At 49.0% G+C, this 26,593-nt stretch carries 26 protein-coding genes; 14 read left to right on the plus strand and 12 right to left on the minus strand.

Annotation, left to right across the window (positions count from 1 at the left end; genetic code table 11):
• Positions 1-23 precede the first annotated feature (23 nt).
• Complete coding sequence (locus ACFORK_RS14870; protein WP_379200152.1) at positions 24-782, plus strand: YutD family protein; 759 nt, start codon at positions 24-26, stop codon at positions 780-782.
• A 108-nt stretch (positions 783-890) separates the two neighbouring features.
• Here the strand turns inward: ACFORK_RS14870 and ACFORK_RS14875 are convergent, their stop codons facing one another.
• The 4 genes from ACFORK_RS14875 to ylbJ form a co-directional block, all read right to left on the minus strand.
• Complete coding sequence (locus ACFORK_RS14875; protein WP_379200154.1) at positions 891-2,327, minus strand: S41 family peptidase; 1,437 nt, start codon at positions 2,325-2,327, stop codon at positions 891-893.
• Between the two features lie 29 nt (positions 2,328-2,356).
• Entirely contained in the window at positions 2,357-3,535 is a 1,179-nt protein-coding gene (locus ACFORK_RS14880; protein WP_379200156.1) for a stalk domain-containing protein, read from the minus strand.
• 195 nt (positions 3,536-3,730) lie between these two features.
• Positions 3,731-4,534: an NAD kinase gene (locus ACFORK_RS14885; protein WP_379200158.1), complete on the minus strand. Its 804-nt coding sequence runs from the start codon at positions 4,532-4,534 to the stop codon at positions 3,731-3,733.
• Positions 4,535-4,648: 114 nt separating this feature from the next.
• Positions 4,649-5,887 carry a sporulation integral membrane protein YlbJ gene (gene ylbJ, locus ACFORK_RS14890; protein ID WP_379200160.1) on the minus strand — a complete coding sequence of 413 codons (1,239 nt, stop codon included), beginning with the start codon at positions 5,885-5,887 and terminating at the stop codon, positions 4,649-4,651.
• Positions 5,888-6,336: 449 nt separating this feature from the next.
• Between ylbJ and ACFORK_RS14895 the strand changes: the two genes are divergently transcribed.
• Positions 6,337-6,720, plus strand: coding sequence for a globin domain-containing protein (locus ACFORK_RS14895; protein ID WP_379200162.1), 384 nt, complete (start codon positions 6,337-6,339; stop codon positions 6,718-6,720).
• Positions 6,721-6,753: 33 nt separating this feature from the next.
• Positions 6,754-7,467, plus strand: coding sequence for a DUF2225 domain-containing protein (locus ACFORK_RS14900; protein ID WP_379200164.1), 714 nt, complete (start codon positions 6,754-6,756; stop codon positions 7,465-7,467).
• A gap of 135 nt (positions 7,468-7,602) precedes the next feature.
• Here the strand turns inward: ACFORK_RS14900 and ACFORK_RS14905 are convergent, their stop codons facing one another.
• A complete protein-coding gene (locus ACFORK_RS14905) occupies positions 7,603-7,833 on the minus strand; it encodes a hypothetical protein (protein WP_066376312.1) in 231 nt (76 codons plus the stop codon).
• Complete coding sequence (locus ACFORK_RS14910; RefSeq protein WP_379200167.1) at positions 7,830-8,018, minus strand: YycC family protein; 189 nt, start codon at positions 8,016-8,018, stop codon at positions 7,830-7,832. The genes ACFORK_RS14905 and ACFORK_RS14910 overlap by 4 nt, the downstream gene beginning before the upstream one ends.
• 131 nt (positions 8,019-8,149) lie before the next feature.
• On the opposite strand from ACFORK_RS14910, the gene ACFORK_RS14915 reads away from it, so the two are divergent.
• Both ACFORK_RS14915 and ACFORK_RS14920 read left to right on the plus strand, forming a co-directional pair.
• Positions 8,150-9,949, plus strand: a complete 1,800-nt coding sequence (locus ACFORK_RS14915; RefSeq protein ID WP_379200169.1) for a M3 family oligoendopeptidase — start codon at positions 8,150-8,152, stop codon at positions 9,947-9,949.
• 289 nt (positions 9,950-10,238) lie between these two features.
• Positions 10,239-10,649: an O-methyltransferase gene (locus tag ACFORK_RS14920; protein ID WP_379200171.1), complete on the plus strand. Its 411-nt coding sequence runs from the start codon at positions 10,239-10,241 to the stop codon at positions 10,647-10,649.
• A 138-nt stretch (positions 10,650-10,787) separates the two neighbouring features.
• On the opposite strand, the gene ACFORK_RS14925 is transcribed toward ACFORK_RS14920, so the two are convergent.
• Together ACFORK_RS14925 and ACFORK_RS14930 are read right to left on the minus strand one after the other, a co-directional pair.
• Entirely contained in the window at positions 10,788-11,027 is a 240-nt protein-coding gene (locus tag ACFORK_RS14925) for an alpha/beta-type small acid-soluble spore protein (RefSeq protein WP_066376333.1), read from the minus strand.
• 207 nt (positions 11,028-11,234) lie between these two features.
• On the minus strand, positions 11,235-12,209 hold the full coding sequence (locus ACFORK_RS14930) for an aldose 1-epimerase (protein WP_379200174.1): 975 nt from the start codon (positions 12,207-12,209) through the stop codon (positions 11,235-11,237).
• Positions 12,210-12,661: 452 nt separating this feature from the next.
• On the opposite strand from ACFORK_RS14930, the gene trpS reads away from it, so the two are divergent.
• The gene (trpS, locus tag ACFORK_RS14935; RefSeq protein ID WP_379200176.1) at positions 12,662-13,651 is read left to right on the plus strand and encodes a tryptophan--tRNA ligase; all 990 of its coding nucleotides are present in this window, start codon (positions 12,662-12,664) and stop codon (positions 13,649-13,651) included.
• A 31-nt stretch (positions 13,652-13,682) separates the two neighbouring features.
• Here trpS and ACFORK_RS14940 read toward each other — a convergent pair whose 3' ends face one another.
• Both ACFORK_RS14940 and ACFORK_RS14945 read right to left on the minus strand, forming a co-directional pair.
• Positions 13,683-13,871: a hypothetical protein gene (locus ACFORK_RS14940; RefSeq protein WP_379200178.1), complete on the minus strand. Its 189-nt coding sequence runs from the start codon at positions 13,869-13,871 to the stop codon at positions 13,683-13,685.
• Positions 13,872-14,122: 251 nt separating this feature from the next.
• The gene (locus ACFORK_RS14945) at positions 14,123-15,127 is read right to left on the minus strand and encodes a metal-dependent hydrolase (RefSeq protein WP_379200180.1); all 1,005 of its coding nucleotides are present in this window, start codon (positions 15,125-15,127) and stop codon (positions 14,123-14,125) included.
• A 227-nt stretch (positions 15,128-15,354) separates the two neighbouring features.
• Between ACFORK_RS14945 and cyoE the strand changes: the two genes are divergently transcribed.
• Entirely contained in the window at positions 15,355-16,287 is a 933-nt protein-coding gene (cyoE, locus tag ACFORK_RS14950) for a heme o synthase (protein ID WP_379200182.1), read from the plus strand.
• An 11-nt stretch (positions 16,288-16,298) separates the two neighbouring features.
• Positions 16,299-16,922 carry an SCO family protein gene (locus tag ACFORK_RS14955; RefSeq protein ID WP_379200184.1) on the plus strand — a complete coding sequence of 208 codons (624 nt, stop codon included), beginning with the start codon at positions 16,299-16,301 and terminating at the stop codon, positions 16,920-16,922.
• Positions 16,923-17,021: 99 nt separating this feature from the next.
• On the opposite strand, the gene ACFORK_RS14960 is transcribed toward ACFORK_RS14955, so the two are convergent.
• Positions 17,022-17,369 (minus strand): DNA primase, encoded by a 348-nt coding sequence (locus tag ACFORK_RS14960; RefSeq protein WP_066376351.1) that lies wholly within the window; start codon positions 17,367-17,369, stop codon positions 17,022-17,024.
• A 431-nt stretch (positions 17,370-17,800) separates the two neighbouring features.
• Positions 17,801-19,003, minus strand: a complete 1,203-nt coding sequence (locus ACFORK_RS14965) for an MFS transporter (protein WP_379200187.1) — start codon at positions 19,001-19,003, stop codon at positions 17,801-17,803.
• A gap of 259 nt (positions 19,004-19,262) precedes the next feature.
• Between ACFORK_RS14965 and ACFORK_RS14970 the strand changes: the two genes are divergently transcribed.
• The 6 genes from ACFORK_RS14970 to ACFORK_RS14995 all read left to right on the plus strand — a co-directional run bounded on the left by ACFORK_RS14970 (position 19,263) and on the right by ACFORK_RS14995 (position 26,567).
• Positions 19,263-19,712: a hypothetical protein gene (locus ACFORK_RS14970; RefSeq protein WP_379200189.1), complete on the plus strand. Its 450-nt coding sequence runs from the start codon at positions 19,263-19,265 to the stop codon at positions 19,710-19,712.
• 53 nt (positions 19,713-19,765) lie between these two features.
• A complete protein-coding gene (locus tag ACFORK_RS14975; RefSeq protein WP_379200191.1) occupies positions 19,766-20,905 on the plus strand; it encodes a transglutaminase domain-containing protein in 1,140 nt (379 codons plus the stop codon).
• 125 nt (positions 20,906-21,030) lie between these two features.
• On the plus strand, positions 21,031-23,115 hold the full coding sequence (locus ACFORK_RS14980; RefSeq protein ID WP_379200193.1) for a peptidoglycan D,D-transpeptidase FtsI family protein: 2,085 nt from the start codon (positions 21,031-21,033) through the stop codon (positions 23,113-23,115).
• Positions 23,116-23,145: 30 nt separating this feature from the next.
• On the plus strand, positions 23,146-25,266 hold the full coding sequence (locus ACFORK_RS14985) for a peptidoglycan D,D-transpeptidase FtsI family protein (protein WP_379200196.1): 2,121 nt from the start codon (positions 23,146-23,148) through the stop codon (positions 25,264-25,266).
• A gap of 50 nt (positions 25,267-25,316) precedes the next feature.
• Positions 25,317-26,054: a Cof-type HAD-IIB family hydrolase gene (locus tag ACFORK_RS14990; RefSeq protein ID WP_379200198.1), complete on the plus strand. Its 738-nt coding sequence runs from the start codon at positions 25,317-25,319 to the stop codon at positions 26,052-26,054.
• A gap of 27 nt (positions 26,055-26,081) precedes the next feature.
• Positions 26,082-26,567: a DUF456 domain-containing protein gene (locus ACFORK_RS14995; RefSeq protein ID WP_379200200.1), complete on the plus strand. Its 486-nt coding sequence runs from the start codon at positions 26,082-26,084 to the stop codon at positions 26,565-26,567.
• Positions 26,568-26,593: the final 26 nt, after the last annotated feature.

Genomic DNA, 26,593 nt, shown 5'->3' on the forward strand with positions numbered 1-26,593 from the left:
TTGAAAGGCAGGCGACAAAAAGCTTGATCGTTATAGGCGGAAAAGGCTACGAATTAGTGCTGGACCACAAAGACGGATGGAATCCGGAGGCTTTTCGCGGAAGATACAGCGAAGTGCTGGAACGATACGATTACATCGTCGGTGACTGGGGTTACAGCCAATTGCGTCTGAAGGGCTTTTACCGGGACAACCATCCAAAGGTTAACCGGGATACAGCAATTTCAGGCATGGTGGATTACATTAATGAATACTGCAATTTTGGTTGCGCCTATTTTGTGCTGCAAAAATCGAAAGAACAGCCAAAAGAAGGCATGTACAAGGATATTCTGATCAAAGATCCGCAGGTTCAAACCGTGGAGAATGAGCTATCAGAAGAGACGACACAAGAACCGGCTGTCCGCCAAGCGTCAGCCCGCGAGAATACAGGCCGTGAGCATTCCGGAAAATCTAATTCCAATGCTTCTAAAGAAGCAGCGGGAAAAGACAATCAGGTAAAGGATAAACCTGTGCGGGAACACCAAAGCAAGAGTCATCGTGCTAAAGAGGGACAAGGGAAGAAACCGGGCCGGGAACGTGACAGGGATCGTGACTCCCAAGGAAAGCGGGAAGTCCAGCCGTCAAGCGGCCAACCGAACACGCCGAATCCTCAGAGCGCTCCAAAGCCTCAAAACCAGCAAAACCAACAAAACCAACAAAACCAACAAAACCAACAAAACCAACAAAACCAACAAAACCAACAAAGCCCTCAAGGCTCCCAAGTCTCTCAGGAGCCGCAGGGTTAAGCAGGGTTTGGAAAGACCATGCATCTTCTAATATCTTTTATGTAATTAAAAGGGACTGTTCCACTGTAGTAATTCTACAGTAGAACAGTCCCTTTAGTTTGATAACGTTTATTTTACAGATAATTTCAATTTATTCTGAGCAGCATTATAGCTCCACGCCAGGGCAGGGAATTTCTGCTTGAAGGCATTCAGATCAATATAGGTCTCGCCATCTTTGGAGAGGGCAGCCTTGGAGGCAACGGTGAATCCAGAAGCGACGCCTGCAACATTGGTTATGACAACCTTTTTATTCTTTGCGTCCCATGCGATTTCACCCTCAACAAGAGCGGAAAGCACGCGTGCAGATGCGTAGATAGTGTTTCCTTGCTTGATCAAACCGACGTTGCCGGCAAAAGGAACGCCATTGATATCCAGGATATGGTTATCCCCGGAGGCTTCAATAGTGGACAATCCCGCGATTTTTAGTGCGGTGATCAGCTGTGCTGTTTTACCCTGCACTTCAATGGTGGGAGTAAGTCCGATGTGGTTGAAGTCTTCCTTGGTCGGCGTCAAATATTTCTGCGTGGTCAGCTTAAGCATGTCGCCATTGGATATAGGCAGCAGACTCTGAATTCGCGCCTTCCCGAAGGAACGGGTACCAACAACGGTGGCAATCTTGTTATCCCGCAGCGCGCCGGTCAGGGCTTCGGAAGCACTGGCCGTATAAGCGTTAGTTAGAATGACAACCGGTACCCCTATTTTGCTGCCATTCGTAATAGTTACCGGAGTCAGCTTACCGCTCTGGTCGGAGGTGTACATCATAATACCCTTATCCATGAACATGGATGCAATATTGTAGGCCGACTCCATATAGCCACCCACGTTATCACGAAGATCCAGCACCATGGATTTCATGCCTGCCGTACGCATTTTGTTCAACACTTGGGCAAATTCTTCGTCAGCGGTTTGGGTAAAACCGCTCAGGCTGACATAAGCGATTTTGGGACCGATGATCTGTCCAGTAACGGCAGCCGAAGCAATCTCTTCTCGTGTCACGCGAATGGATTTAGAAACCCCGTCACGCTGAATGAGCAGGGTTACTTTGGTTCCTGGCGCTCCGCTTAGTTCATCGCCTTCCGTCTCTTCAACAGGCACGCCATCCACTTTGAGGATAACATCGCCACGTTTAAGACCAGCTTTCTGAGCAGGTGATCCTGCAATTACTTCTTCAATATATAGCTCGGTAGTTGTATATTGCAGTCTGACCCCGATCCCTACAAATTCAAGATCCACCTGATGGGAGAAGTTAGCAGCCTCGTTGGCATCGAAATACTGGCTGTACGGATCATCCAACGTGTTGACCATGCCATCGATGGCACCGCGGATCAAGGTATCCCTGTCCACACCTGAAAGATTGTAGTTCTCCAAATATTGCATAACTTCATTGATGAGGTCCTCATTCGAGGCTGCCTTGGCAGGTTCGGCTGCTGAAGCAACCGGTGTCAACATAAGACTCAGTGCCAGGCAGCCGCTAAGAAGAGCGGTCATAACTTTTCCGGATTTCATAAAAATGCACACGCCCTTTTTATATAATTTTAAAGTTGCTTATTGGAAACCACGTAGCTGGTGTCGATGGTCCATGCTCCATTAGTTGATTTGGAGAGAACGTAGATCGTCCCAGACTGGAAGCTTACCTTCGAGCTTGCTTCTTTTACCTTGCTCTCTACATAGACAGCAGCTTCTCCAGCATTATAGTAGAAGATATTGGAGACACCCGGAGTATAAGTAATATCATAGGCGCCAAAAAATTCTTCGAGATCACCTATGAGGGAATCGTCAATTTCTTCTCCATTTGAGGTCATTGTTGAAAGAACCTTCTTGGCATTTTTCTCATTCATGAATTGGAAATATTGCGTAAGGTTATTCAGAATAGCTACAGAATCGTCTTGAGGCACAGTCGCGGGCTTCAGGCCTTGTTCACGAGTCAAGAGAACAATGCTGTCCTGACTTTCCACCTCGGAGATTTTCCATTTTCCACCTAGTCGAACAAGGGTATACAGGTATTCGTATTTCTGATCAGGGAAGTAGGTCCCACCTATCCGGCGGTTGGTTTCCGTGGTATAGACCGTTGCTTCATCGGCTTTCAAATCGATGATTTCGACACTATCGATAGTAGTGCTCTGATCGTATCTCTTAAATTGTTCCTTAAGGTCTGCGATCGAATCATCGCTGATGGAGTCCGGATCAATCAGGGAGTAGTATTTCTCGGCATTTTTTTCATTGTGGTACTGATTAGCCAGTTTGATCACTTCTGTAATCGTTTTGGCTTCGGCAGCGGGGTCAGAAGATGAGGCCTGAATGTTGACCGTACGAGAGGACGGGTTCCATACAGCTGTGCCGCCTGTTGCTTCAGCTATGAAGCGCAAGGGTATGTATGTGGTTCCTGCCTTGGCTACAGGTGCAAGGGGGAGCTTGGTAGCTGTTCCATTAACCATGGCTACCTTACTGCCAATCTTGAGGCTGATGGACAGATTCTTTCCAGTACCGGTGACGGTTTCAGTCTTAGCGTCCCAGAGTACCTTTAGTCCCAGTTTTTCAAAAACAACCCGGAAAGGAACCAGTATAGAGTTATTCTGCAGATATGGAGCCCCTGAGGTAAAAGGGACCTTGCTGCCATTAATGTAGACTTCAATTGGTTTCTCGGCCGCAAAAGCGGGAATGGCCATAACGAGTGCCAGCAGACCCGCGACCATAATGGACAATAATTTTTTCAACAGATTCTCTCCTTTGATATGGAACACTTTGTAAAATAGGCTCATTATACCACTTGAATTCTCTCTAGTCTATCGAATCATGTTAGCTGTAATCGATAGTTTTGTCAGCATGAAAAAGCCGGAGATATAGTCATCCCCGGCCCTTGTGTGTAGTACAATTATGCGGGCCAAAACTGGGCCGTTCCGGTGTTTGAGCTAGACGAGGAAAGCTTCGCGAACACGGTTCCAGAACGGGAATGGGCGGTAGCGGGCAAAGCTGATCTTTTTGGGAGATACCTGACAGCGCACGGAAATCAGATCATCGACCGGTATATTGACATGGTCCACTGTTAATAGCAGACGTTGCTCTTTGCGTGAAAAGATATCGGTGTGATGATGCTTCGGCAGCAGTAGCGGTGAACCCATCGTGCGGAACACACGGTTGTTAATGGAAGCAATTTCTGATATCTGCATAGCCTCAATTGTAGGATGAACCATAGCACCGCCAAGACTTTTATTATATGCGGTACTGCCGGAAGGAGTGGAGATACAAATTCCGTCCCCTCGGAACATCTCAAACGACACGTCATTAATGTCAATCTGGATGACTACGGTACCATCCACCCCTTTAAGAGTGAACTCATTAAGCGCAATGTGGGAGGTAGACCCGGATTTCTTATGAATTTCCAGTTCCAACAGAGGGTACTGCACAATTCTCGGCTTATTCGGATTTCCTTCTCCCATTCCGCACATATAGTCGACCAGGGTAGGCAACTCCTGCGCCTTCCAGTCAGCATAGAAGCCGAGGTGACCAGTATGCACGCCTACAAACGCCAGATTCGGAATGCGGTCGATAAAGGTGTGGAAAGCATGAAGCATCGTGCCATCGCCGCCAATCGAGACGACAATCTCCGGGGACTCGGCATCCAGCTCCAGGTTTCGCTCCGCCGCCAGCTTGTGAAATTGCTCCGCAAGATTGATGGACAGTTCATCACCGCGGTCCAGAACATAATATCTCAAGATGTACAGGCTCCTTTGTTTAATTCAGTCATACACCGATCATAATCAATCTTGATGCGGAACACAATGTTTGAGGGTGTAAAAGACCAAAGCTGACCGCAGAGCCTAAAGCGGTCAGCCCTTGCGGTGCAGTCGCGCCAAGGATAATACTAGCGCGAGCAAGAGGGCTAAGGCGAGGAGTAGTCCGAGCAGCACAAGGCTTGCGGCGAGGCCGGAGCCCGCAGATGTCAGTGAGGCTGCAGGCGGCCATTCGCTCCAGGCCGCCGCCAGCCTGCCGCCAGCGACGGGCTGCCATAGCAGCAAGGCGAGGCCGGCCGCGAGCACGCCATGCACAAGGCGTGCGATCATGAACGGCAGGTAGCGCAGCCCGGTGCCGTTCAGAATGCTTGCCACCTGGGCATGGACAGACAAGCCACCCCAGGAAAGGATGAAGGCCGCCGCTGCAACTTTGAAATGAAGCGGCACGGTAGATGCTGCTTCCCCGGCGGAACGGACGCCGAGGGTGACCTCGAAGAATCCGCCCACCAGAGCTTGCGAGAGCTCCGGAGGAAAGCCGATCAGGGATAGCAGAGTGCCCACCAGGGTGAAGAGAGTGGACATGATGCCAGCGCGCGACAGTAGCTCCATAAGCACGCTGAAGAATACAACCAGGCCGCCGACGACAATAATAAGTTTTAAAGAGGATTGAATGGCATCCTTCATGATCTCACCCAAGCCCCGGCCATCCCTGCGCTGGGCATCGGCCATCGCCGACAGTGCAGCCCGCAGCCTGCCAGTACCTTGTCCGGTGCGGGGCTGCACAGGCGTAGTGACGGAGAGATCCGGGGTGGATTCGGCACTCCGACCGTGAAGAGACATTAAGAGCCCGACGAGCAACCCGCCACCATAATGAGAAATAGCCAGAATTAGACCCAAAGACGCGTCGTGAAAAAATCCGACAGAAACCGCGCCAAGCAGAAAAATAGGATCGGAAGAGGTGGTGAAGGCCACCAGTCGCTCACCTTCTATCCGGTTAATCAGATTCTGCTCACGCAGCTTTGCGGTTAATTTGGCGCCAACGGGGTATCCTGAGACATATCCCATAGCTGCTACGAAACCGCCGCTTCCCGGTATACGAAACAGCGGACGCATCAGTGGATCAAGCAGAGTGCCGAAGAGATGGACTACACCGAAGCCCAGCATCATCTCGGAGATAACGAAGAAAGGAAACAGCGATGGAAACAGGACATCCCACCAGATGGAGAGTCCTCGTAGTGCAGCAGTAAGTGATGATCCGGGATGCATTAGCATCAGCAGCATACAACCCGCCAGCCCGAAAGCCAGCAGCGGGCCACCTAGTCTTTTCATGATCATGATCTACGCCTCCAGGTCTATTGCTAAGAAGGTATGCAAAAACAGGGACAAACAGCACAGAAAAGAAGGACAAAAGACACAAAAAAATAAAGAAAACGGTTACAAAAAGCTGTGCTTTTCGGTCGAATTTGTGATATTATAAAATTAATAAATACAACACCGCTGTACATCGGATAATTAGGGATGGAGTGATGGTGATGAGCATAGTTGCCGGAGTGCTGGTTTGTGCTTTTGTATATGTAATCCGGGCTTCCCTCGTCCCCCCTGGTGATGAGGACTTTCGGACCTATTGAATATGGAATGATGGCGCTAAACAATCGTTTAGCGTCTTTTTTGTCTCTGTGCAGTGTGCAAGATGTGAAGTCTTAGGACAGATATCATTATATGCTCTTTTTTTGGTATAATGAAAAGGTCGTTACATTATTATGGAAGAAAGCTGGTACCCTTCAATGAATCCAAATGACAGTATATATGTTAGCCTGGGGGGCGCCGAAGGTCTTCACCGCCTGGTGGAGGTCTTCTACAGCAAAGTTCAGGCCCACCCACAGCTTGGTCCGTTGTTCCCCGAGGATATTGCACCTGTCCTGGAGAAGCAGTATCAATTCCTGAGCCAATTCTTTGGCGGCCCTGCGCTCTTCTCCGAGCTTCACGGGCATCCCATGATGAGAGCACGGCATATGCATATTCCGATTACCCCGGAGCGTGCAGAGGAATGGCTGCAGTGTATGAAAGAAGCGCTGGAGGAGGGAGAAGTGGAGGAGCCGCTGCGTTCTTTTGTATTAAGTCGCCTGGCTGGCCCTGCACATCACTTTGTGAACATGCCCCAAGAATAAGAGAAGGCTTTATGGCGAAAGGAATGAGGGCATTTGTCTGAATTAGTACCTTTGTATTCCATTAAGGTTCAGTGCTGCAACTGTGAACACGAGTTTTCAACCTCTCGGGTACGGCCCAGCCTCAAGAAGGCAGTGCGTCGCGATGCGGATTTTTGTTCTTACTACAAGAATGAGAACCCTGATTATTATGTTGTGAGGGTCTGCCCGAAATGCGGATTTGCTTCCACGGAGAATTCTGCGGGCAAGCTCGCCGATTGGCAGCGCAAAGCCTTTAACGATCAAGTCGGAAAACGCTGGAAAACGCGTGACTTCGGTGAGAAGCGAAGCTGGGAAGAAGCGCTGGAGACATATAAGCTCGCGCTGCTGTGCGCCCAGAGCATCAATGACAAGGACCGCATTATAGCAAGTTTGCTGCATCATATTGCCTGGTTGTACCGCTATCAGGGGGACACGGCACAGGAGACGCGCTTTCTGCAGTACTCTCTAGACGCTTATATCAAGGTATTTGAGGGCGATGGTCTCGGCGGAAATGATGCCCGGCTGATGTACCTTATTGGAGAGCTGAACCGACGTACGGGTAATTTCTCTGATGCGGTCAAATGGTTCTCCCGCCTGATAAATGATCAGCGGATTATGGATGCGGCGATGATCCGGGCTGCACGGGAGCAGTGGGCGATTCTGCGTGAGCAGATGCGTGGTGAAGAGATCAACGAGGATGGCCTTCCTTCCGACACAGTAGGACGCTGACAGAACATGAGCTATGCTTCTCCTCTGGCTGGAGACATAGAAGAAGCGCAGAGAGGAGTTCCTCTCTGCGCTTTGCCGTCGACAGGGACGTCTTTAAACGGTCTGTAGACAGTCTGTCCTGCTTTCGCTTAAAAGTTATCTTACAGCACGGTCGAACAACAGATAATCGGCATCGTTGTCTATCACCGTGAGGCTGGTGCTGCAGCAGGGAAAGACCAGAAGGCGCTTCTTGCCGTCACGGATAAGAGGCAGTTCTTTCGGTTTCAGGGGCAGCAGCACATTCTCATGGGTACAGAAGGGGCAGTATTGCACGTACATATCGCCCAATATAATGTCATAAGGCCAGGTGTGGCTGAAAGGAATCATTGCTCATCCTTCCCGGATGAAGGCGATTCCGGCTCGCCTTCGGCCTGCGGTGTGTTCTTCTTGGATAGCTCAGCTATCTTTTGCAGCAAAATATGTTGAGGCATATGCATCAAGTGCTCCAAGGGAACACCAAGCTGTTTGGAAAGTGTTATAGCCGTCTCCGGCGAAATTTGCAGCGGCTTCATTATGACTCCTCCTTAAGTGGTTGCCATGCAGCGCAGGCTTATGGATAGTTCCAATATTGTAATCCACTTTACCACGGCTCTTGGCCAATTACAAAGAAAAGCAAATGTGAGAAAAGGAATGGTGAGTACACATGAAACAACCGTTATCGTTAACCTGGGAACTGGATTCCATCTTTAACGGAGGCTCGGCTTCTCCTGAGTTCGAGAGCTTCCTCCAAAAACTGGAGGGGGATATTGAGACTTTACAGCAGCAAGTGAAGGCTTCCGTCTCCCCGGTTGATGTCAAAGGAACAGAGGTTTTGGACAGTGTGATCGAGCTGTTGCAGAGTTGCACAGGTCGTCTGGTGCAGGCTGCTGAGTTCACAGGCTGCCTTGGCGCTCAGAATCAGCAGGATAAAGGCGCGGTGCGTCTGTCTTCCAAAGTATCAGGGCTGCGTGCACGTTTCGAAGGCATCAGCTCGCAATTTGACAATGTGCTGCGCCAGACTTCTGACGAAGTATGGGAAGCATGGATGGCCCGCCCAGAAATTGCGCCACTGAAGTTCGTACTTAGCGAGAGCCGCAGTCTGGCCCGCGAGAAAATGAGCCCTGAACTGGAAAGCCTGGCCCTGTCATTGGCAGTTGATGGCTACCATGGCTGGAGTGAGCACTATGAGACCATTGTATCCTCCATCAAAATCCCTTTTGAAGATGAAGAAGGCACCCGTGTGCTGTCTGCAGGACAAGCCTTCAACAAGCTGGATGATGCCGATTCGAACGTACGGTCCACGATGTTCGCCAAGTGGGAAGAAGCTTGGGGCGGTGTTGAGGATTACTGTGCGGATACATTGAACCATCTGGCTGGCTTCCGCGTGAACCTTTATAATGGCCGCGGTTGGGACGACATTCTCAAAGAGCCGCTGGGGATCAACCGCATGACCCGCGAGACGCTGGATGTAATGTGGGATGTCATTAACCGCAACAAACCAGCTCTGGTCTCCTATTTGCAGCGCAAAGCGAAGCTGCTTGGTCTGGAGTCTCTATCCTGGGTGGATGTCGAAGCGCCTGTCGGCAACGCTAACGGCAAAATCTCCTACGATCAGGCAGCACAAGACATTATTGCACAATTCCGCAATTTCAGTCCGAAGATGGCGGATTTCGCCGAAGAAGCCTTCGACAAAAACTGGATTGAAGTCGAAGACCGTGCAGGAAAGCGTCCAGGCGGCTTCTGCGTCACATTCCCGGAGAGCAAGGAATCCCGTATCTTTATGACTTACAGCGGTACGGCTTCTAATGTGTCCACGCTGGCACATGAACTGGGACATGCTTATCATTCCTACCTGCTGAAGGATCAACCGGTGTTCAATCAGAATTATGCGATGAACGTGGCGGAGACTGCTTCGACCTTCGCTGAAGCGATCATATCCGATGCACAGGTGAAGGCAGCCGTTAATCCTGAAGAGAAACTGGCTCTTCTGGAGTCCAAGATTCAAAGAAGTGTGGCTTTCTTTATGAACATCCATGCCCGCTTCCTGTTCGAAACCCGCTTCTACGAAAAACGCAAGCAAGGTGTTGTCAGTGCGGAAGAACTGTCCGCCTTGATGGAAGAAGCGCAGAAGGAGGCCTTTAATGGAGTTCTCTCCAGCTACCATCCTCATTTCTGGGCATCCAAGCTGCATTTCTATATTACAGATGTGCCGTTCTATAACTTCCCGTATACCGTAGGATACATGTTCAGCACAGGATTGTACCGTCTTGCTCTGCAGGATGGACCTTCGTTCGCGGACAAATATGATGACTTGCTTCGTGATACCGGTGTGATGACTTTGGAGGATCTGGTGTCGAAACATCTGGGTGTCGATCTGACTCAGCCGGATTTCTGGCAAGGGGCAAGCGATCTGATTATTGCTGATATTGAAGAGTTCCTGCAGATGACAGAGCATTTGGCATAAGATTTATGGCAATATAAAGACAACTGCAGTCATGAGATGCTAAGTTAGTCAACTATAATGCGGTATTAATGCGAAAAGACCCTCAAATGAGGGTCTTTTTTTACTTGTAAATTGTCGAAAATCATCAGTTTTATGCGAACGATAATAATATTCATATGAAAAATACGCATTTATAGTCATTATTGACCAATTATGTTGAATAATGTTGTGTGGGTTACTGTAATTAACCTATAATTGAGTCCTAAGCCTTATATAAGGTGTGCTAGGAAGATAACTGAGGAGGATATTTATGATGAAGACTGAGCAATTATCGCTGGCGCGACAGATCGATCTGGTGTTCAAGGAATTGCATGAAGAACTGTCAGGTTTGTCTTCCGGCACGGTATTTGTGCAAATACGAAATAATGTCATTGGAAAGTTTGGTATTCGCCATCTTCCTCTATCAGGAAGAAAAGGTACCTTCGCTGCTGAAACAGAGGGACTGACACCCGAGCAGCAAGCTTCCTTTCGGTTGATGGCGCTGGAAAGCCTTAAATATAAACGGCGGTGGACCCACGGCGAGATTAGCTATGAATTTGCTGTAAGGCAGGGAATGGTTATCGTGGATGCTACATTGGAGTCTAATTACAATATGGCGAATCTGATGATTCGTTATCCTCGTAATTCGCAAGCCGATGCACAGGATCAATTTCTGGGTTAACAGACACTAGGGTATTCATTGTCACAATACTAAAAAGCCCCCTCACGCTTCTGTTTGGAGAAGCGCAAGGAGGCTGAGAAGCTGTGTAGGATAGGCTGTTCAGCCTAACCAAGTAAGGCGTTTAAGATAAGGGTGCGACTAGTTCGAACGACCGGACAATTGTTGCTCTGCCAGTTGTACGAGACGTTTGGTGATGTATCCTCCCAAAGAACCGGTTTCGCGGGAAGTGTAGTTTCCGTAATAACCGTCTTGAGGAATGGTTACACCCAGCTCTTGAGCTGCTTCATATTTCAATTGTTGCAAAGCAGCGTTCGCTTGAGGAACGACCAGGTTATTGGAACGACTACCACGACCTTGGCTTTGACCTGCTTGACCCATGTTTGTCACCTCCTTCGCCCGTTGTGAAGATAGTATGAGCGCTAGGAGATGAATTCATGCACTCTTTCAAAAGGTTTTAAGGATGGTAATTTTTAGTGCGTGATGTTTGGTTATAAAGATATGTTGTTCTTAATCCACTACAGATTATCAAAAAAGCGATCCTCTCCTGCAGCATGCAGGGGAAGATCGCTTAAGCGGATATAGATATTAGCGATTCGGGTGGATCATTTCAAGTGTGGTTGACAGCTCAATGCTCTGTCCCGGTTCCAGTGTCAACAGGCCGGTGAATTCTGGATCAGGCGATACATTCGGTGCATCGGGTAGCCACGTATATGGTTCGATGCAGAGGAATTGATCAGCCGGTCCTTTTGTATAAAGCACCCAGTGACGGAAGAGATTCTCGTCGGCTGTATAACGTAGTCCGTAGCCATCATCGCGCAGTAATAGAGCTTCTACAGGCTGATTTTTGCCAATTCGCAGAGCTGTGTCAAAGTTAGTTCCCTGAATGTTCTTTCCCTCGTTAAGGTCTTGAAGATCTCCGAGAGGAAGCAGGTTGCCGCTTGGCAGCAATTCTTCATTCAGCTCATAGATGCCCTCTACGGGCAGCTTAAGATTCCAGCGTTCAGGTTCTCCATCAATCATAAACCAGGTGTGATAGCCGAGCCCGAACGGGATACGCTGTTCACCAAGATTAGTTACTTTAAGAAACTGTTTCAGCTTGGCATCCTGCAGCCGAAATGTCATTTCGAATTTGAGTGGCACAGGCAGCTGCTCCATCCAGTGTGGATCGTCCACAGTGTTGAACTCCGTCGTTACGGCGCAGCCATCCTCGTCTTCTTCAATGTCACTAACACACCACGCCTGTGTTCTGTGTAGGCCGTGGATGTGATTGTCACCCGCGGTGTTTTGGTCGAATTGGTAATTTACCCCGTCAAATTGAAATTGTCCTTTGCGAATGCGTCCTGGTGGGATCAAGAGCGGAATGCCAAAATGATATGGCTTTTGCATAAAAAACTCTAGGTCGCTTTCTTCAGGCCGTCGCAGAATTTGCCGTTCTTCCTTGAGATCCTTCAAGGCTATCACGTTATTTCCAAGTCGCGGCAAAAGCGTGACTTCCAGTTCGCGGCTGTGCAAAATATAAGTATCATAACCGCCCCACTGCCCTTTGGTCACCTGTTTCATGAGATATGCTCCTTTATTGTAGCTGTAATCGGAATAGAACGCGGATAACCTTATCATAACAGATTTATGCGGCCCTGGGTTAAGGGAATTGACAAACCTCTCCGCATCGTTCATGATGAACTCATTCAATAATAATGGCAATGTGATGACGGGGACAAGTAGACAGATGATGAACCTTCAGAAAGCCGGTGGATGATGCGAACCGGTGGAATTCTTCTGGTGAATGGACCCCCGAGCGCCGAGTTTGAACAGGAGCATAACATCTCCCAAGTAGTCCGGCCGGTTCTTCCCCGTTAACGGAAGCTTAAGGCTGCTGATGTTTTTTTACAAAGGACATATGCGGCGAATAAGGGTGGCACCACGGTCTCACGTCCCTTGCGGGGTGGGGCCTTTTTTGCGTTCATTACACATTGCATACCACTTCGGAAATACACTACATGGAGGGATTTAGTATGGCTAAAAAAGTATTATCAGGCATTCAGCCCAGCGGTACGTTGACACTCGGCAACTATATTGGAGCAATGAAGAACTTCGTGAAACTGCAGGAAGAGCATGAATGTTATTTCATGGTGGTTGATTTGCACGCTATTACGGTAGCTCAAGATCCTGCGGCACTTCGTGAACAATCGGAGTCGGTAGCTGCACTGTTTATTGCAGCTGGAATTGATCCGGCACGTTCCAATGTGTATCTCCAATCTCATGTTCCGCAGCATGCTGAGCTTGGCTGGATCATGACAACGCTGACCGCAATGGGAGAGCTGGAGCGGATGACACAGTTCAAGGATAAATCCTCCGGCAAAGATTCTGTAGGAGCAGGCCTGTTCGTGTACCCGTCATTGATGGCTGCCGATATCCTCGTTTACAATGCAGACCTAGTACCGGTGGGAGAAGACCAGAAGCAGCATTTGGAGTTAACCCGCGATTTGGCAGGGCGCTTCAACAGCCGTTTTGGGGAGTTCTTCACGATTCCTGAACCGTATATCCCGCAAGTGGGCGCTCGGATTATGTCTCTTGATGATGGAACCAAAAAAATGAGTAAGAGCAATCCCAATGCGGGTAGCTTCATCTCGCTATTGGACCCACCGGATGTCATCCGCAAGAAGATTAGCCGGGCAACTACAGACTCTGGGCGCGAAGTGGTCTTTGATCCACAGAACAAGCCGGAAGTTAGTAACCTGATGAGTATCTATGCGGAATGCTCCGGGATGTCGCTTCAGCAGATTGCCGACCGGTTCGAAGGACAAATGTATGGTGGCTTCAAGAAAGAGCTTGCTGAGGTGGTTGTGGCGACCCTTGAACCGCTGCAGCAACGCTATCACGAAATCCGGAATTCAGGTGCCCTAAGCGATATTCTGGCGGAAAGTGCTGAGCGCGCTCGCGTGGTGGCTGCACAGACGCTGGCTGGTGTGAAGGACCGTATGGGTTTCCTGCCATCTCGATAAGAAAATTGAATCCTTACAGGAAGGTATAACGTTAAGTTTGTGTGGTGCCTTCCTGACGGCGTCTGCGGCGGGCTTTGACGATAAAGCCCCAGCCGATGTTCAGAATGCAGGCCAAGCCAAGAGCCAGTGCCAGCCAGATGTTGTAGCTGATCGTGATAGAGGCGGCGGTCAGGATTAGAATGGACGAGCAGGCGAACCACAGGGAGAGTCCTTTTCCCATAATTGACAACCTCCTTTCAGGCAATAAAGAAAGTGATCCCGGATCATGAACATGGTTCCGGGATTTTTGTGTTAGTACGTTTTTTTACACAAACGGGGTAGCAAGATTAATGTGATGAAAAGTGCAGTACGTTATATTGTAAACGCTTTATGGTGATTGTCCCTTATCCCGGCAAGGGAGTCAAGGGGAAAAGCATGACTCCTTTGCAGGAAAGGCGAGAGGTGAAGGGACAGCAGTAGTGCGAGAAGGGGCTATACTTTCATGGAACCGGGATCATTAGCAAAACGTTCTTCTAGCTTCTCGCTACTGAGCCATCCTACGTACGTATTTAGCGGACGATACTCATTATCCATCACGAGGACTGCCACGAAAGGGAATTGCTTGCGATGTAAATAACGCACATCTCCCCAGCGTACAATATAACCGGAGGGTAGTTCTTCTACCTCAGCAACGGCAAATGAGGTGAAGTACAGGAAGGACTGGATATCTGGATGAGATTTTGAATGCGCTACGGCAGGGTGCTTAGAGCTTACCGCATGCTTGAACCAGTGAAGTCGGCCATTAATCAACTGGCCCACATCATAGCTGCTGTCCGGCTTGGCCTTAACAATATTCCAGCGTCTAGGGGAGATTGTTGGGATAATGTAATAGCGGTCTGCGGGATCATGATTGATATCCTTTGCTTTGATTCTGCGTGAAAGCCGGAAATGGACGAGGGTTCGCCAAAGGTAATAGATCACGATACAAATATATAGAGTAATGAACAAAGGGGCAGGGGGGAGAAGTCCGCTCACCCAGAGCACGAGAGCTGCCGTGTGGCTGCCGAAGATAAAGGGATCAAAGATATGAATGATGTTCCACGCAATCCATTTCTCGGTGAATGGACGTGCGGCCTGGGTACCATAAGTATTGAACAGATCGGAAAAAACATGAACGAATACACCGATAAAACTCCAAAGCGCAATGTGACTCAGACTGAACAGATCACTAAATCCGAATAAGGGCCCAATGACTATCGTGATCAGCGCAGGCCATAGCGCTAAGAAAGGTAGGGAATGGGTGATTCCCCGATGATTGCGTATATACAGTGCATTGCTCTTCAGGCGCAGTACAGTATCGGCATCAGGCGCCTGTGATGCGATTACGACTGATACCATAACAGCCCCGGCAAGCATCGGGTCGGAGGCGACGGCAGGATCAACGAAGGAGAGCCCAGCTAATCCCAGGCCCATAACAATATGTGTAGCAGTATCCATAGTTCAGTTCTCCTTTGCGCGGAAGTTCCTATTCATTACTACCCTAAATCATGTCCAGTTATTAAACTGTAATAAAATAAATATCGTCACGTAATTGTCGAATTCATGAACATCATACCAAATGATTGTCAATTTCTTCAGGGGTTTGTTATGATAAAGTTAACAGCGGAGAACTTATTTCTCTTGCGAGAACGTTAGAAGTTTGTTTTAAAGGAGGATTACTAAGCGTGGATAATCAATGGAGATATCAGGCTCCTTCCGATTCCGCAGCAATGTCTGCCAAGCTGCCGCCAAAAGGTGCGAGCTGGCGTGATTTCATTACTGTGACGAAGCCAGGTATTATCAGATCGAACCTGATTGCAGCCTTTGCTGGTTTTTGGTTGGCGTCTGGATGGCAGGTCCAATACGGAAACTTGATTTTAACTTTGCTTGGCACAATGCTTGTTATGGCTTCGGCCTGTGTATTTAATAACTATTTTGACCGGGACCTGGATATGAAAATGGAACGGACCCGTGACCGCGGATTACCTACGGGTAGACTGAAGCCAAGAACCGTCCTGGTGTACGGAATTGTTCTGGGAATTGTCGGCCTCGCTGTGCTGTTTGCGTTCAGCGGAGTGCTTGCCGGTCTGTTCGGTATACTGGGGGTATTCGTCTATGTTGTCGTATATACCCTATGGCTCAAGCGAACCTCCACTTGGAGCACTTCTGTTGGTGCGATTTCCGGAGCTACACCACCGGTGATCGGTTACGTAGCAGTTACAGGTCAAATCGACCTTGCCGCTGTTTTGCTATTCGCGATGCTGTTCTTGTGGCAGCCCCCTCACTTCTGGGCGCTGGGCATCCGCCGCAAAGAAGAGTATCGGGCTGCGGGCTTTCCGCTGCTGCCTGTGGTAAAAGGCGTTCGGCGCACCAAGTTCCAAATGATTCCTTACGTAGCTCTGCTGCTGCCAATTCCGGTTCTGATGTATGTGTACGGATATGCCGGTATCTTTTACCTGATTATTTCCAGCCTACTGTCCCTGATGTGGCTATATCTGACCCTGAAAGGGTTCAAGGCCAAGGATGACGAGGCCTGGGCCAAACAGAACTTCCTCTTTTCCATCAATTATTTGACGGTCAGCTTGATCGTACTAGTGTTGAATACAACTCACTTGTAATGGAGGGAAGAATGTCCTTGCAAACCTTGAAACGTTATAAATGGACCTGGTTACTTCTTCTGCTGGCGTTGATTATGGCCGCTTATCTGGCCTTTAATTCCCTGGCGCTGGGAAGCAAAGAACTGCCGGTCATCGGGGAAGTGCAGGACTTCTCCCTCGAGAATGTGAATGGAGATACAGTGACGCTTGCGGATACACAAGGAAAGGCCCGGTTGGTCTACTTCTTTTTCACAGATTGTCCCGATGTATGTCCTGTAACGACATTTATGCTCTCTCAGACTCAGAATTTACTGGTTAAGGACGGCAGCTTTGGCAAGGATGTGTCGTTCTTGTCGATTTCCTTCGATCCGAAGCGAGATACACGGGAAGCTATTAAGGATTTTGCCGACCGATTCCATGCCAATTATGACGGCTGGTATTTCCTACGAGGGGATCAGGAGAAGATTCGCAAGCTTGCAGCCGATTCCTTCAAAGTATTGATTGCAGGAGATAACAGGGACAATTTTGCTCATGCCAATCTGATTGGATTGGTGGACAGGGAGAACCGTCTAAGAGCACTTTACGACGCTGGGGATAGCGATAATGTTACCCCTGAATTCCTGGCCGCTGCCGTGAAGGATCTGGCCCGCGAGTAACGGAATCATTATAGATAAACCTAAAAACGCCTTTTTTGCTACTCGCCTTTTCATGGGAAGGGAGAACAAAGAAGGCGTTTTTTACTGTGAACTTTATTCTCAATAGGGCAGGGGCTCGGGATAGATGATAAATTCCTCCAGGCCTGCTTTTTCAAGCTGAGTGATGTTGTACTCGTCCGGCGTACCTTCTACCCCGGCATATCCCCGCCTTGTGTAAATGTGACCAGCATCGGGAAAAGCATCCCGCAGCACACCGCGGATTTTTTTACCGGAACTGTCGTTGTCCATATACAGATAGACTTCACTGTCCCCCACTTGCTGGCGCAGGTTCTCCAGCTTGAGGGTGTTCAGGGTGCCAAAGGTACAGAGAATATCAACTTCGGGCATCAAGATCCGCCGTAATCTGCTGCGATCGTTTTTGCCTTCGACAATGATTGTGATGGACATATTCAGTTCGTCACCTCCGGAGCGATAATCATGGTGCATGCGTATATATTTTACCTAAGCTTCGCCATTTTTAACAGGCTTAAACGCCATGATGTAATCATTCCCCGGGAAATGTCGCAAAAGCAAACAATCACCCGGGCGCGATACCCGGATGATAGAGGATACGACAAAAACGCTTCCTGTGTTGGCATATAGAATATTCCAGCGCGGAGGATGATTACCAAGAGAATCTACAATACCAGAATAATGCCGTGGATATCCAGAGGGCCGGAGGTACATAGCCTGGATCGGGGCCATGACAATACCGCTTACCTCAGACTAATCGCGCTTTCGGATTTTTAATCAGTAGTTACAACTTATTTCATGTAAAAATCCCCCGATCACTGTAAAGACACCTAAATAGGACGTAATGAGAGTCGTTAAATTAGGATTTAGGCTGCGCGTCCGTTCAAACCTGTCTTGTAGGCAGGTGCGAGCTTCGTGTTCTTCGGCGGAAGCAGAAGCAGTGCGGTCATCAGCAGCAGGAAGGCAATAAAATAAGGAGAGACAATGCCCCGCAGTTGACCGGCAGCGACCGGACCTGCGAACGCCCCGAGGGACATGGCGATGGATTGCATAGAGAACGTTCTACCAAGTCGCCCCGGGCCACCCAGGCTAATGAATAATGAGGCCATCGCAGGAAACAGCACACCCTTGGCAGCGCCCATCAGAAAGAGGAGTAGGCCAGGTGGAATATTTCCGAAGGCGGCAAGCCCAAAGAAGCAGATCGCCATGCTAAGTAGTGCTGCGGCAATTCTGCCGGATGGTGTCCACCGATGTAGAAAGAACATACTGAGGGTCACGAGCGCCCCCAGACTTAGAAGCGACAACAGCAGACCTGTGGAGAGAATGTTCTGGCCCCCATTTTGTGAGAGTGGAAGCTCAAAGAACAGCACCCCTTGGGAGCAGGAGACGAAAAATGGCAGCAGATAGTAGCGTCTGGAGGGTTTGACGAAATTGGCGTTGTCCGGCGATGGACTCGATTCTGTCAGCTGGGGGGATTCCAGATCACCTTCTGTAGAAACCAAAGGGACAGCTGTGCGGGTCTGCACATGCTTGGGAACGCTGAAGAAGGCCATGAAGCCTGTCAGAATCAGCAGCCAGCCCAGACTGCTGAACGTGCCGGAGAATCCGGCTTTGGCGACGATAAACGCGCCGGCGGCGGGAGAGACAACGGAGGCGAGGGTATGCACGATGCCATGACCGGACATGTACTTGCCTTGAGTCGTCGAATCCGAAGAGAGCGAGGCCAGCAGTGTCATACAGGCCGGGGACAGGAAGGCCAGCGCGAAGCCGCTCACTGCGCGCACCAGCAGCAGATGCCATGGGAGCTGCGCATGTGCCTGAAGCAGCAGGAGCACACCGGCGGTCAACAGGCTGAATACGATATACCGGCGGCTTCCGTTACGGTCTACAAGCACTCCGGCAAGCAGATTTCCGGGGAGGTGGGTCAGCGAATACATGCCCATCATCCAGCCGATAAAGGCTGGGCCGGCGCCAAGTGATATGGCAAACGGCGTCAGCACGGGATATTGGGCATGCAAATCGAAGAAGGCCAGAAAAAGGAACAAATAGAGCCACAGCGCAGTTTTCACATGTAACACCTCCGGGCCTGTCGCAGCATAGGGAATTGCGGGGCAGGCGTATTCGTATGATTCATCAGCACAACGAAAAGAGCAGCTACTTGTACTTTACGTGGGCCAGGCAGGGCTTATACCGTTTTTTTATAATATCAACTGTCTATGTGACATCTGCGGTGCTGCCACGCTGTGGTACAGCTGGGGAACCATGAATTCTGAGATTACATCATGTATAATAATCAATATTAAAGTAGATTGGGGTGTTGTGAAGTTGATGAATATAGAGGTGTGGTCACAGTTTATTAGAGAGAATTGGCTAGTCATCGTTATTGCGCTTGTACTGCTATTCGCTGTGGTCAATCTGGTCAAGACGGTTCTGAAATGGGCGATTGTCGTTGTGATCGTTGTCGGTTTGTTTATTTACAGCGGGGTTACAATGGATCAGATCGGTAATGCTGTGAACACAGTGGCTGACAGCACACTGAGCACCTTAAAAAGTGAAGCACAGGACGTCATGCTCAAGGAGGCTAAGGACGCCAAGTATACTTCCGGTGGGAATGGCACGTTTACAATCACTACTCCAAACCTTGAAGTGAAAGGGAAAGCTGGGGAGGACAAGGTGGAGGTTACCTTCCGCGGTGTTGGACTGGGTAAATGGAGTATTAATGATACAACAAAAACTTTTATTGATGCAGCACGCAAACAGAATACAGCTGGGAAGTAAAGGGTAACGAATATTTATCAAGAGACCTATGGCTAAAGAAAGGGGGAGCGGACATGCTCAACGGATGGATAAAAAGTGTGGCTGATGCCAACGTAATCTCCATCATCCTGCTGCTTATTGTTGCCTTCTCCCTCTTGCAGGGCTGGGGTAGAGGATTTTCACGTTCAACAGGCAGGCTGTTTGGCCTTTTGGGTGCCGGGATATCGACGCTTGTCGCGCTTCTTCTGGCCATACCGGCGGCGGCTTATTTCTCTCCGCTTGTCGAAGCGTGGGCTTCCGGGGTGGAATTCACAGATGGCGTTCTGACGAGATGGCAGCAGCTTTATTACACGGCCATTTCTGTTCTGGCGGGATCTCCAGTTGTCAGATTTATACTGGTGTTGCTGCTCTGTTACAGCTTGATTCGTCTGCTGCTGGGGCTTATTGTACTTCTACTTCCGTTTCAGCGCAGCGGACGTCGTAGAGGGGACAAGAAGGTGACCGCACTCAGCCGGCTCGGTGGAGCAGGTGTAGGATTATTGATCGGGCTAGCACGGGGGCTTATAGTAGTAGCCGTACTGTTCATCGGCGTTGCACTATCCCCCGACAGCAGCTTCAGTCGTTATGTGGAATCTTCTCCCGTCTACAGCCAGAGTGCTGCCGCTGTCATTGAACCTTTTGCTGGCGATACGGTTCACAGTAAGCTGCCGATTCTGACCCAAGCCGTCGCTGCAGAGATGAATGATATTCTCCGTCGTAAGTACGAGATTATCGATCATGATATCTCCGGCGATATCACTGGAGCGGCTGCCAACATTGTCGGAAAGACGACAGATGAGGAGAAAAAGGCACGATTGCTGTATGACTGGGTAGGATCGCGGGTTGCCTATGATTATGCCAAGGCTGAGAATTACGAGAAGAACCGGATCTGGCATGAACAGACACCACAGGATACGTTCAATACACGACTTGGTGTATGTATTGACTACGCACGGCTTTATGCCGTAATGGCCCGTTCGCAGGGCCTTCAGGTGCGAGTCGTAACTGGCCAGGGGTATGATGGACGCGGCGGATACGGTCCGCACGCCTGGAATGAGGTCTACGTGAGTGACAAGCAGGCGTGGATTCCCCTCGACCCCACCTGGGCGAGTAGCGGGAACTGGTTCAATACTAAGGATTTCTACGATACGCATATCAGAGAGAGCGTGCTGTGACGTAAAGGCGCAGTGCAAACAGATGTGGTACAATAAACTGGACTAACTAGACTACTCATCATAAGAATTAATAGGATTGGCCTGCATTTTGTGCCATATTTTATCTATTGTTAGGAGAGAGGGCTGTGAGTCAGTTTCGTAGACAGAGACCCGGTTCGGAGGATACACCGAATAGAGGATTCACGGGTCTGCGGATCAACCTGTTCTTTTTTGGCACATTTATTATTTTCTGCGTTATCATCGTTCGACTTGCCATTGTGCAATTTGTCGAAGGCCCCACATTGACCGAGGTAGAGTCGGATCGCAATACAAAGAATGTGCCGCTTGCTGCTTTGCGCGGGAACATCTATGCCGCAGGGGGCGAGAGTCTTGCTTACTCTACATCGGTGTATTCCATGTATATTACATTGACCAAAGAGTATACGGCTAAGACCAAGGTCTTTGACAAAATGGTTTTAACGCCGGAAGCCAAGGCAAAGTCGGATGATCTGGTTGCTCGCCTTGTGGCGAATTTCAAGAAATATGGTGATCCCGCCGTTAAGGAGCAGACACCAGAGGATGTTCTTAAAGCGCTCGATTTGAATTTTCGCAAATCACTCGGTTATTTTCCCCGTCGGGTGAAGGCTGGGTTGACGAATAAGGAAGTCGCCTATTTTATGGAGCACAAGGATGACTACCCGGGACTTGAGATTGTTGAAGAAACTACGCGTCACTATGACAAGGATACAGTAGCCGTGCAGACGATTGGTTATATCAAACCGTTCAGTTATTCGCAGGATCGCTCCTTCTACCAAGATATCGCTCAGGCCATGAAGAAGGACACAGACCCGGGTTTGGTCTATAGAGATGATGAGATCGTTGGATTCGACGGTCTGGAGCTGCAATATCAGAAAGAGCTGCGCGGGAAGAACGGTTATCAGGAGATATCAGTCAATCCGCAGAACATGGCGGAGAAGGTGGAAAAGGTTGTTCCGCCAGTTAAGGGCAACGATCTCTGGACAACGATTAACAAAAACGTTCAGCTTAAAACTGAGCAGGCTATAATGGAGCAAATCAATTGGCTTCATACCCATCCAGTCCAAGGCCAGGTTCATCCTGCCGCATTGACCGGTTATGCTGTAGCAATGGAAGTAGACACAGGCAATATCGTCGCCATGGCGAGTATGCCTGACTATGATACGAATGTGTGGACAACAGGTACGCTATCCTCAGCTGCTTGGGAAAAGATGATGTACAATTACCAGAATGGTACGATTAACCCGATTGCATCAGGACTATCCGGACATGAGCTTCGGTCGGTTCTGCTAATGGGCTCGACAATCAAACCGCTGACGGTGCTTATTGGTCTTAAAGAAGGCTTTATCTCCCCAGCGACCAGGTACATCGATACAGGCAGCACTTCGTTCGGGAAAGCAGGTCATGAAGCCACAGTAAGGAATGCCTCAGGACACGTGTATGGAAAGATGGGACCTGCAACTGCGATTGAGTTATCATCCAATGTTTTCATGATCGATATGGTGGGCAAGAAGCTGTATGATAAATATAGAAGTGAAGGCATTAATGTCTGGGATAGATATATGAAGGAGTTTGGACTTGGTGTACTCACAGAGAGCGGTTTGCCTGGTGAACATCGAGGCCAGATTAACTACACCAACATCGAAGCAGCGGGCAGCGTGCAAGCGGCATTGGTGTACGCCTCCTTCGGCCAGCAGGGGAGTTATACGACCCTGCAATTAGCCCAATATGCCTCTACACTAGCCAATGAAGGGCAACGGATCAAACCGCAATTGGTCAGCAAAATAACGGATGCACAGGGTAAAACAGTCACCACGTTCAGTCGCGAAGTTTTGAATGAGGTGACGAACTTTGACAAGTCGTTCTGGCAGGAGATTAAGAAGGGCATGAACAGTAAAGTCAGCGCCTTCGAGGGTTTCCCTTATGATTTTGCCCGCAAGACAGGAACCTCTCAGCAGGAAGCCAAGAAGGAGTTGCGCGATAATGGTGTCTTTATCGCCTTTGCACCGCGTGACAAGCCCAAGCTTGCCGTAGCTGTGGTGATTCCTGAAGGAGGGTTTGGTTCCAACAGTGCTGCGCCGGTGGCCCGCAAAATATTTGACGCCTATGATTGGGAGTACGGGCTAAACGGTATACCGAAGAAGAATCTTCAACCGATTGTCACCACGGCTCCTGAAGGCGGCGCGGCAGAATAATCATCTTAGAGAAAAAGGAGAGGAAAAACTGTGAGCTTTTTCCGTAAGCAGGCCTCGTCACAGGACGAGACCAATAGCAAAAGTTCCCTTGGCCTACGGATCAACGTGTTTTTCTTCAGCACGTTTATTATTTTTTGTGTCATTATTATTCGTCTTGCGGTTCTACAGTTTGTAGAAGGGCCAACCTTGACCGAGGTGGAGACTAACCGGGCAACAAAAAGTGTACCGCTAGCCGCCATGCGCGGTGTGATCTATGCTGCAGGAGGCGAGAAGTTGGCCTATTCCACACCGGTTCAATCGTTATACATTACACTGACCAAAGAATATACGGCCAAGGTCACTGATAAGGAGACCGGCAAGTCGACGTTATCACCTGCCGCTCAGGCCAAGTCGGATGATTTGGCAAACCGTCTTGTCGCGGACTTTGCAAAGTTCGGTGCCAAAGATGTTAAACCCATGACGAAGGAAGATGTGTTGGATTCCTTGGACCTTTACTTCAAGAAGTATTCGGGGTACATGGCCCGGCGGATTAAGTCAGGCCTCACTGACGAAGAAGTAGCTTACTTCATGGAACACAAGGATGAGTATCCTGGGCTTACCGTGGTGGAGGAAAGTAACCGCCATTATGACAAGGACACTGTTGCCGTACAGACCGTTGGATATATCAAGCCTTTCAAATCCTCCAACAGTTTGGCGATTTACCAGAATATCTTGAATCAGATGAAAAACAATCCCACTGCCGGCTTGACCTACAAGGACGATGAATTTGTTGGTTTTGACGGGCTTGAGCTGCAATATCAGCGGGAGCTTCGCGGCCAGAATGGATATCAGGAGATATCCGTCAACCCGCAGAATATGGCTGAGAGAATTGAGCAGGTAGTTCCGCCAGTGAAGGGAAATGACATTTGGACAACGATCAATAAGAATATCCAGATGAAAACCGAACAGGCCATTACCGACCAGCTCAACTGGCTGCACAAGAATCCAGTTCAAGGGAAGCTGCATCCGTCAGCGGTTACTGGTTACGCCGTGGCGATGGAAGTGGATACTGGTAATATCGTGGCCATGGCAAGCATGCCAGATTACGATACCAATGTGTGGACACAAGATAAAATGGACCCTGATGTATGGAAAAAGATTATGGGCAACTATCAGAACGGAACGATTACCCCGTTTTCCTCAGGAAGCTCCGGTCATAATTTTAGTTCTACCGTTTTCTTGGGGTCCACGATTAAGCCACTTACGGTGCTTATTGGTCTCAAGGAAGGTTTCATCACTACACATACCACTTATTCAGATACAGGAAGTACTAAGTTTGGTAAAGCCGGTCATGAAACCACGGTTAGAAATGCCGGGAGTCATGCCTATGGATTCTTTAGATCACCGGCTGATGCCATTGCGAACTCTTCTAACGTCTTTATGATCGATAAGGTAGGTAAGAAACTTTACGAGCAGTACGGAGCCCAGGGTGTGGAAATCTGGGATAGATATATGAAGGAATTTGGACTTGGGGTATCAACCGGCAGCGGTTTGCCGAAAGAGTACAAAGGAATGCTGAATTATTTTAAAGAGGCTGAAGCAGGAAGTGCTCAATCTGCATTAGTCTACGCGTCATTTGGTCAACAAGGTAGCTATACGACGCTGCAATTGGCTCAGTATACATCAACGCTCGCCAATCAAGGTGTGCGTATCAAACCTCAATTAGTCAGCAAAATCACCGATTCCTCCGGTAAGGTAGTGAAGACTTTCGGGCGTGAAGAGCTGGATAAGGTGGATTTCGATCCGTCGTATTGGAGAGAAGTAATCAAGGGAATGAGTAGTAAAGTCAGCAGCTTTGATAATTTCCCGTATGATTTTGCCCGTAAGACAGGGACTTCGCAGCAGGATTCCTATAGTAAAGGTGTTAAAAGTACCATCGATAACGGGGTGTTCATTGCCTTTGCTCCGCGTGAGCATCCGAAGCTGGCGGTAGCCGTTATTATTCCGGAAGGTGGCTTTGGTTCCAACAGTGCCGCACCGGTAGCCCGGAAAATCTTCGATGCGTACGATTGGGAATACGGATTGAACGGAGTGCCTAAGAAGAGCTTGCAATCTTCAGCAAATGGACAAGACAATGCCGCTTCTGAAAATACAACAACGAATACACAGTAACCATAAAATCGCCCTCTTAGATGGGCACAACAAAGAATGGAGGGGTGGCAATGACTGCCAAATACCGCCTGCTTGCCTTGGATATGGATGGAACCCTGCTGAATGATGAACAGATCATTACCCCAAAGACAGTGGAATGGATTCAAAAAGCGGTGGAGGCGGGCGTACATGTCTGCCTATCCACCGGCCGTTCTTTTAACGGTGCCTGGCCTTATGCCAAGCAGCTTGGTCTTAAGACACCGATGGTAACGGTGAACGGCAGCGAAGTGTGGCGTGCGCCGTATGAGCTGTACCGCCGTTCCTTGATGGATCCTAAACTTGTGAGTCAGTTGTATGACATGGCAGAGCGTTATGGGATCTGGTTCTGGGCTTACTCTCTGGAGCAAGTACACAACCGGGAGAACTGGGATGGAAGTACAGAGGACCGGGAATGGTTGAAGTTTGGATACAGCACTGAGGATGATGACATTCGGCACAAGCTGCTATTGGAGCTGCAAGACTTGGGTGGGTTAGAAATCACGAACTCCTCACCACATAACCTGGAGATTAACCCGCTGGGAATTAACAAGGCAACCGGAATTAAGGAAGTCTGCCAGTTGCTCGGCATTGACATGTCCCAAGTCGTTGCCGTAGGAGACAGTCTGAACGATCTTGCTGTAATTCAGCAGGCTGGTCTTGGTGTTGCGATGGGCAATGCTCAGGAGACGGTTCGTCAGGAAGCGGATGCTGTCGTAGCCAGCAATAACGAAGATGGGATTGCTGAGGTTATTCAAAGATTCATTTTGTAAAAGTGAACGACATTGGAGGAGAAGGAATTGACAATCCTGGGTTGGATTCTGATTATCGCTTTATTTGCTGTCGGGTTGGCCGGTGCTGTAGTTCCGATTCTTCCGGGTGCGATTGCGATTTATCTTGCCTTTTTCGTATACGGATGGTTCTTTTCCTTCCACTCCCTTGGCACTTGGTTCTGGATTATTCAGACATTGATTGTGGTGGTGCTTTTTATTGCCGATTATGTAGTGGGAGCTTGGGGTGTCAAAAAATTCGGTGGCTCGCGTGCTTCGGTCATCGGCAGCACCATCGGTTTGATATTCGGCCCGTTCGTCATTCCGGCATTTGGTTTGATTATTGGTCCGTTTCTGGGAGCCTTTATCGGCGAACTGATTGTCGGCTCTTCGGCTGGTAAAGCCACCAAAGTTAGTGTAGGAGCAATAATTGGTTTATTTAGCAGTACGGTAGTCAAAATTGTGCTACAGTTAGCGATGGTCATCCTCTTTTTCATCTGGATCGGCCTGCATTAATTTTACAGTGAAGAAGGCGAAGCAGT

The organism is Paenibacillus sp. GCM10012306 (genome assembly GCF_042649265.1).
Lineage (GTDB): Bacteria > Bacillota > Bacilli > Paenibacillales > Paenibacillaceae > Paenibacillus_AQ.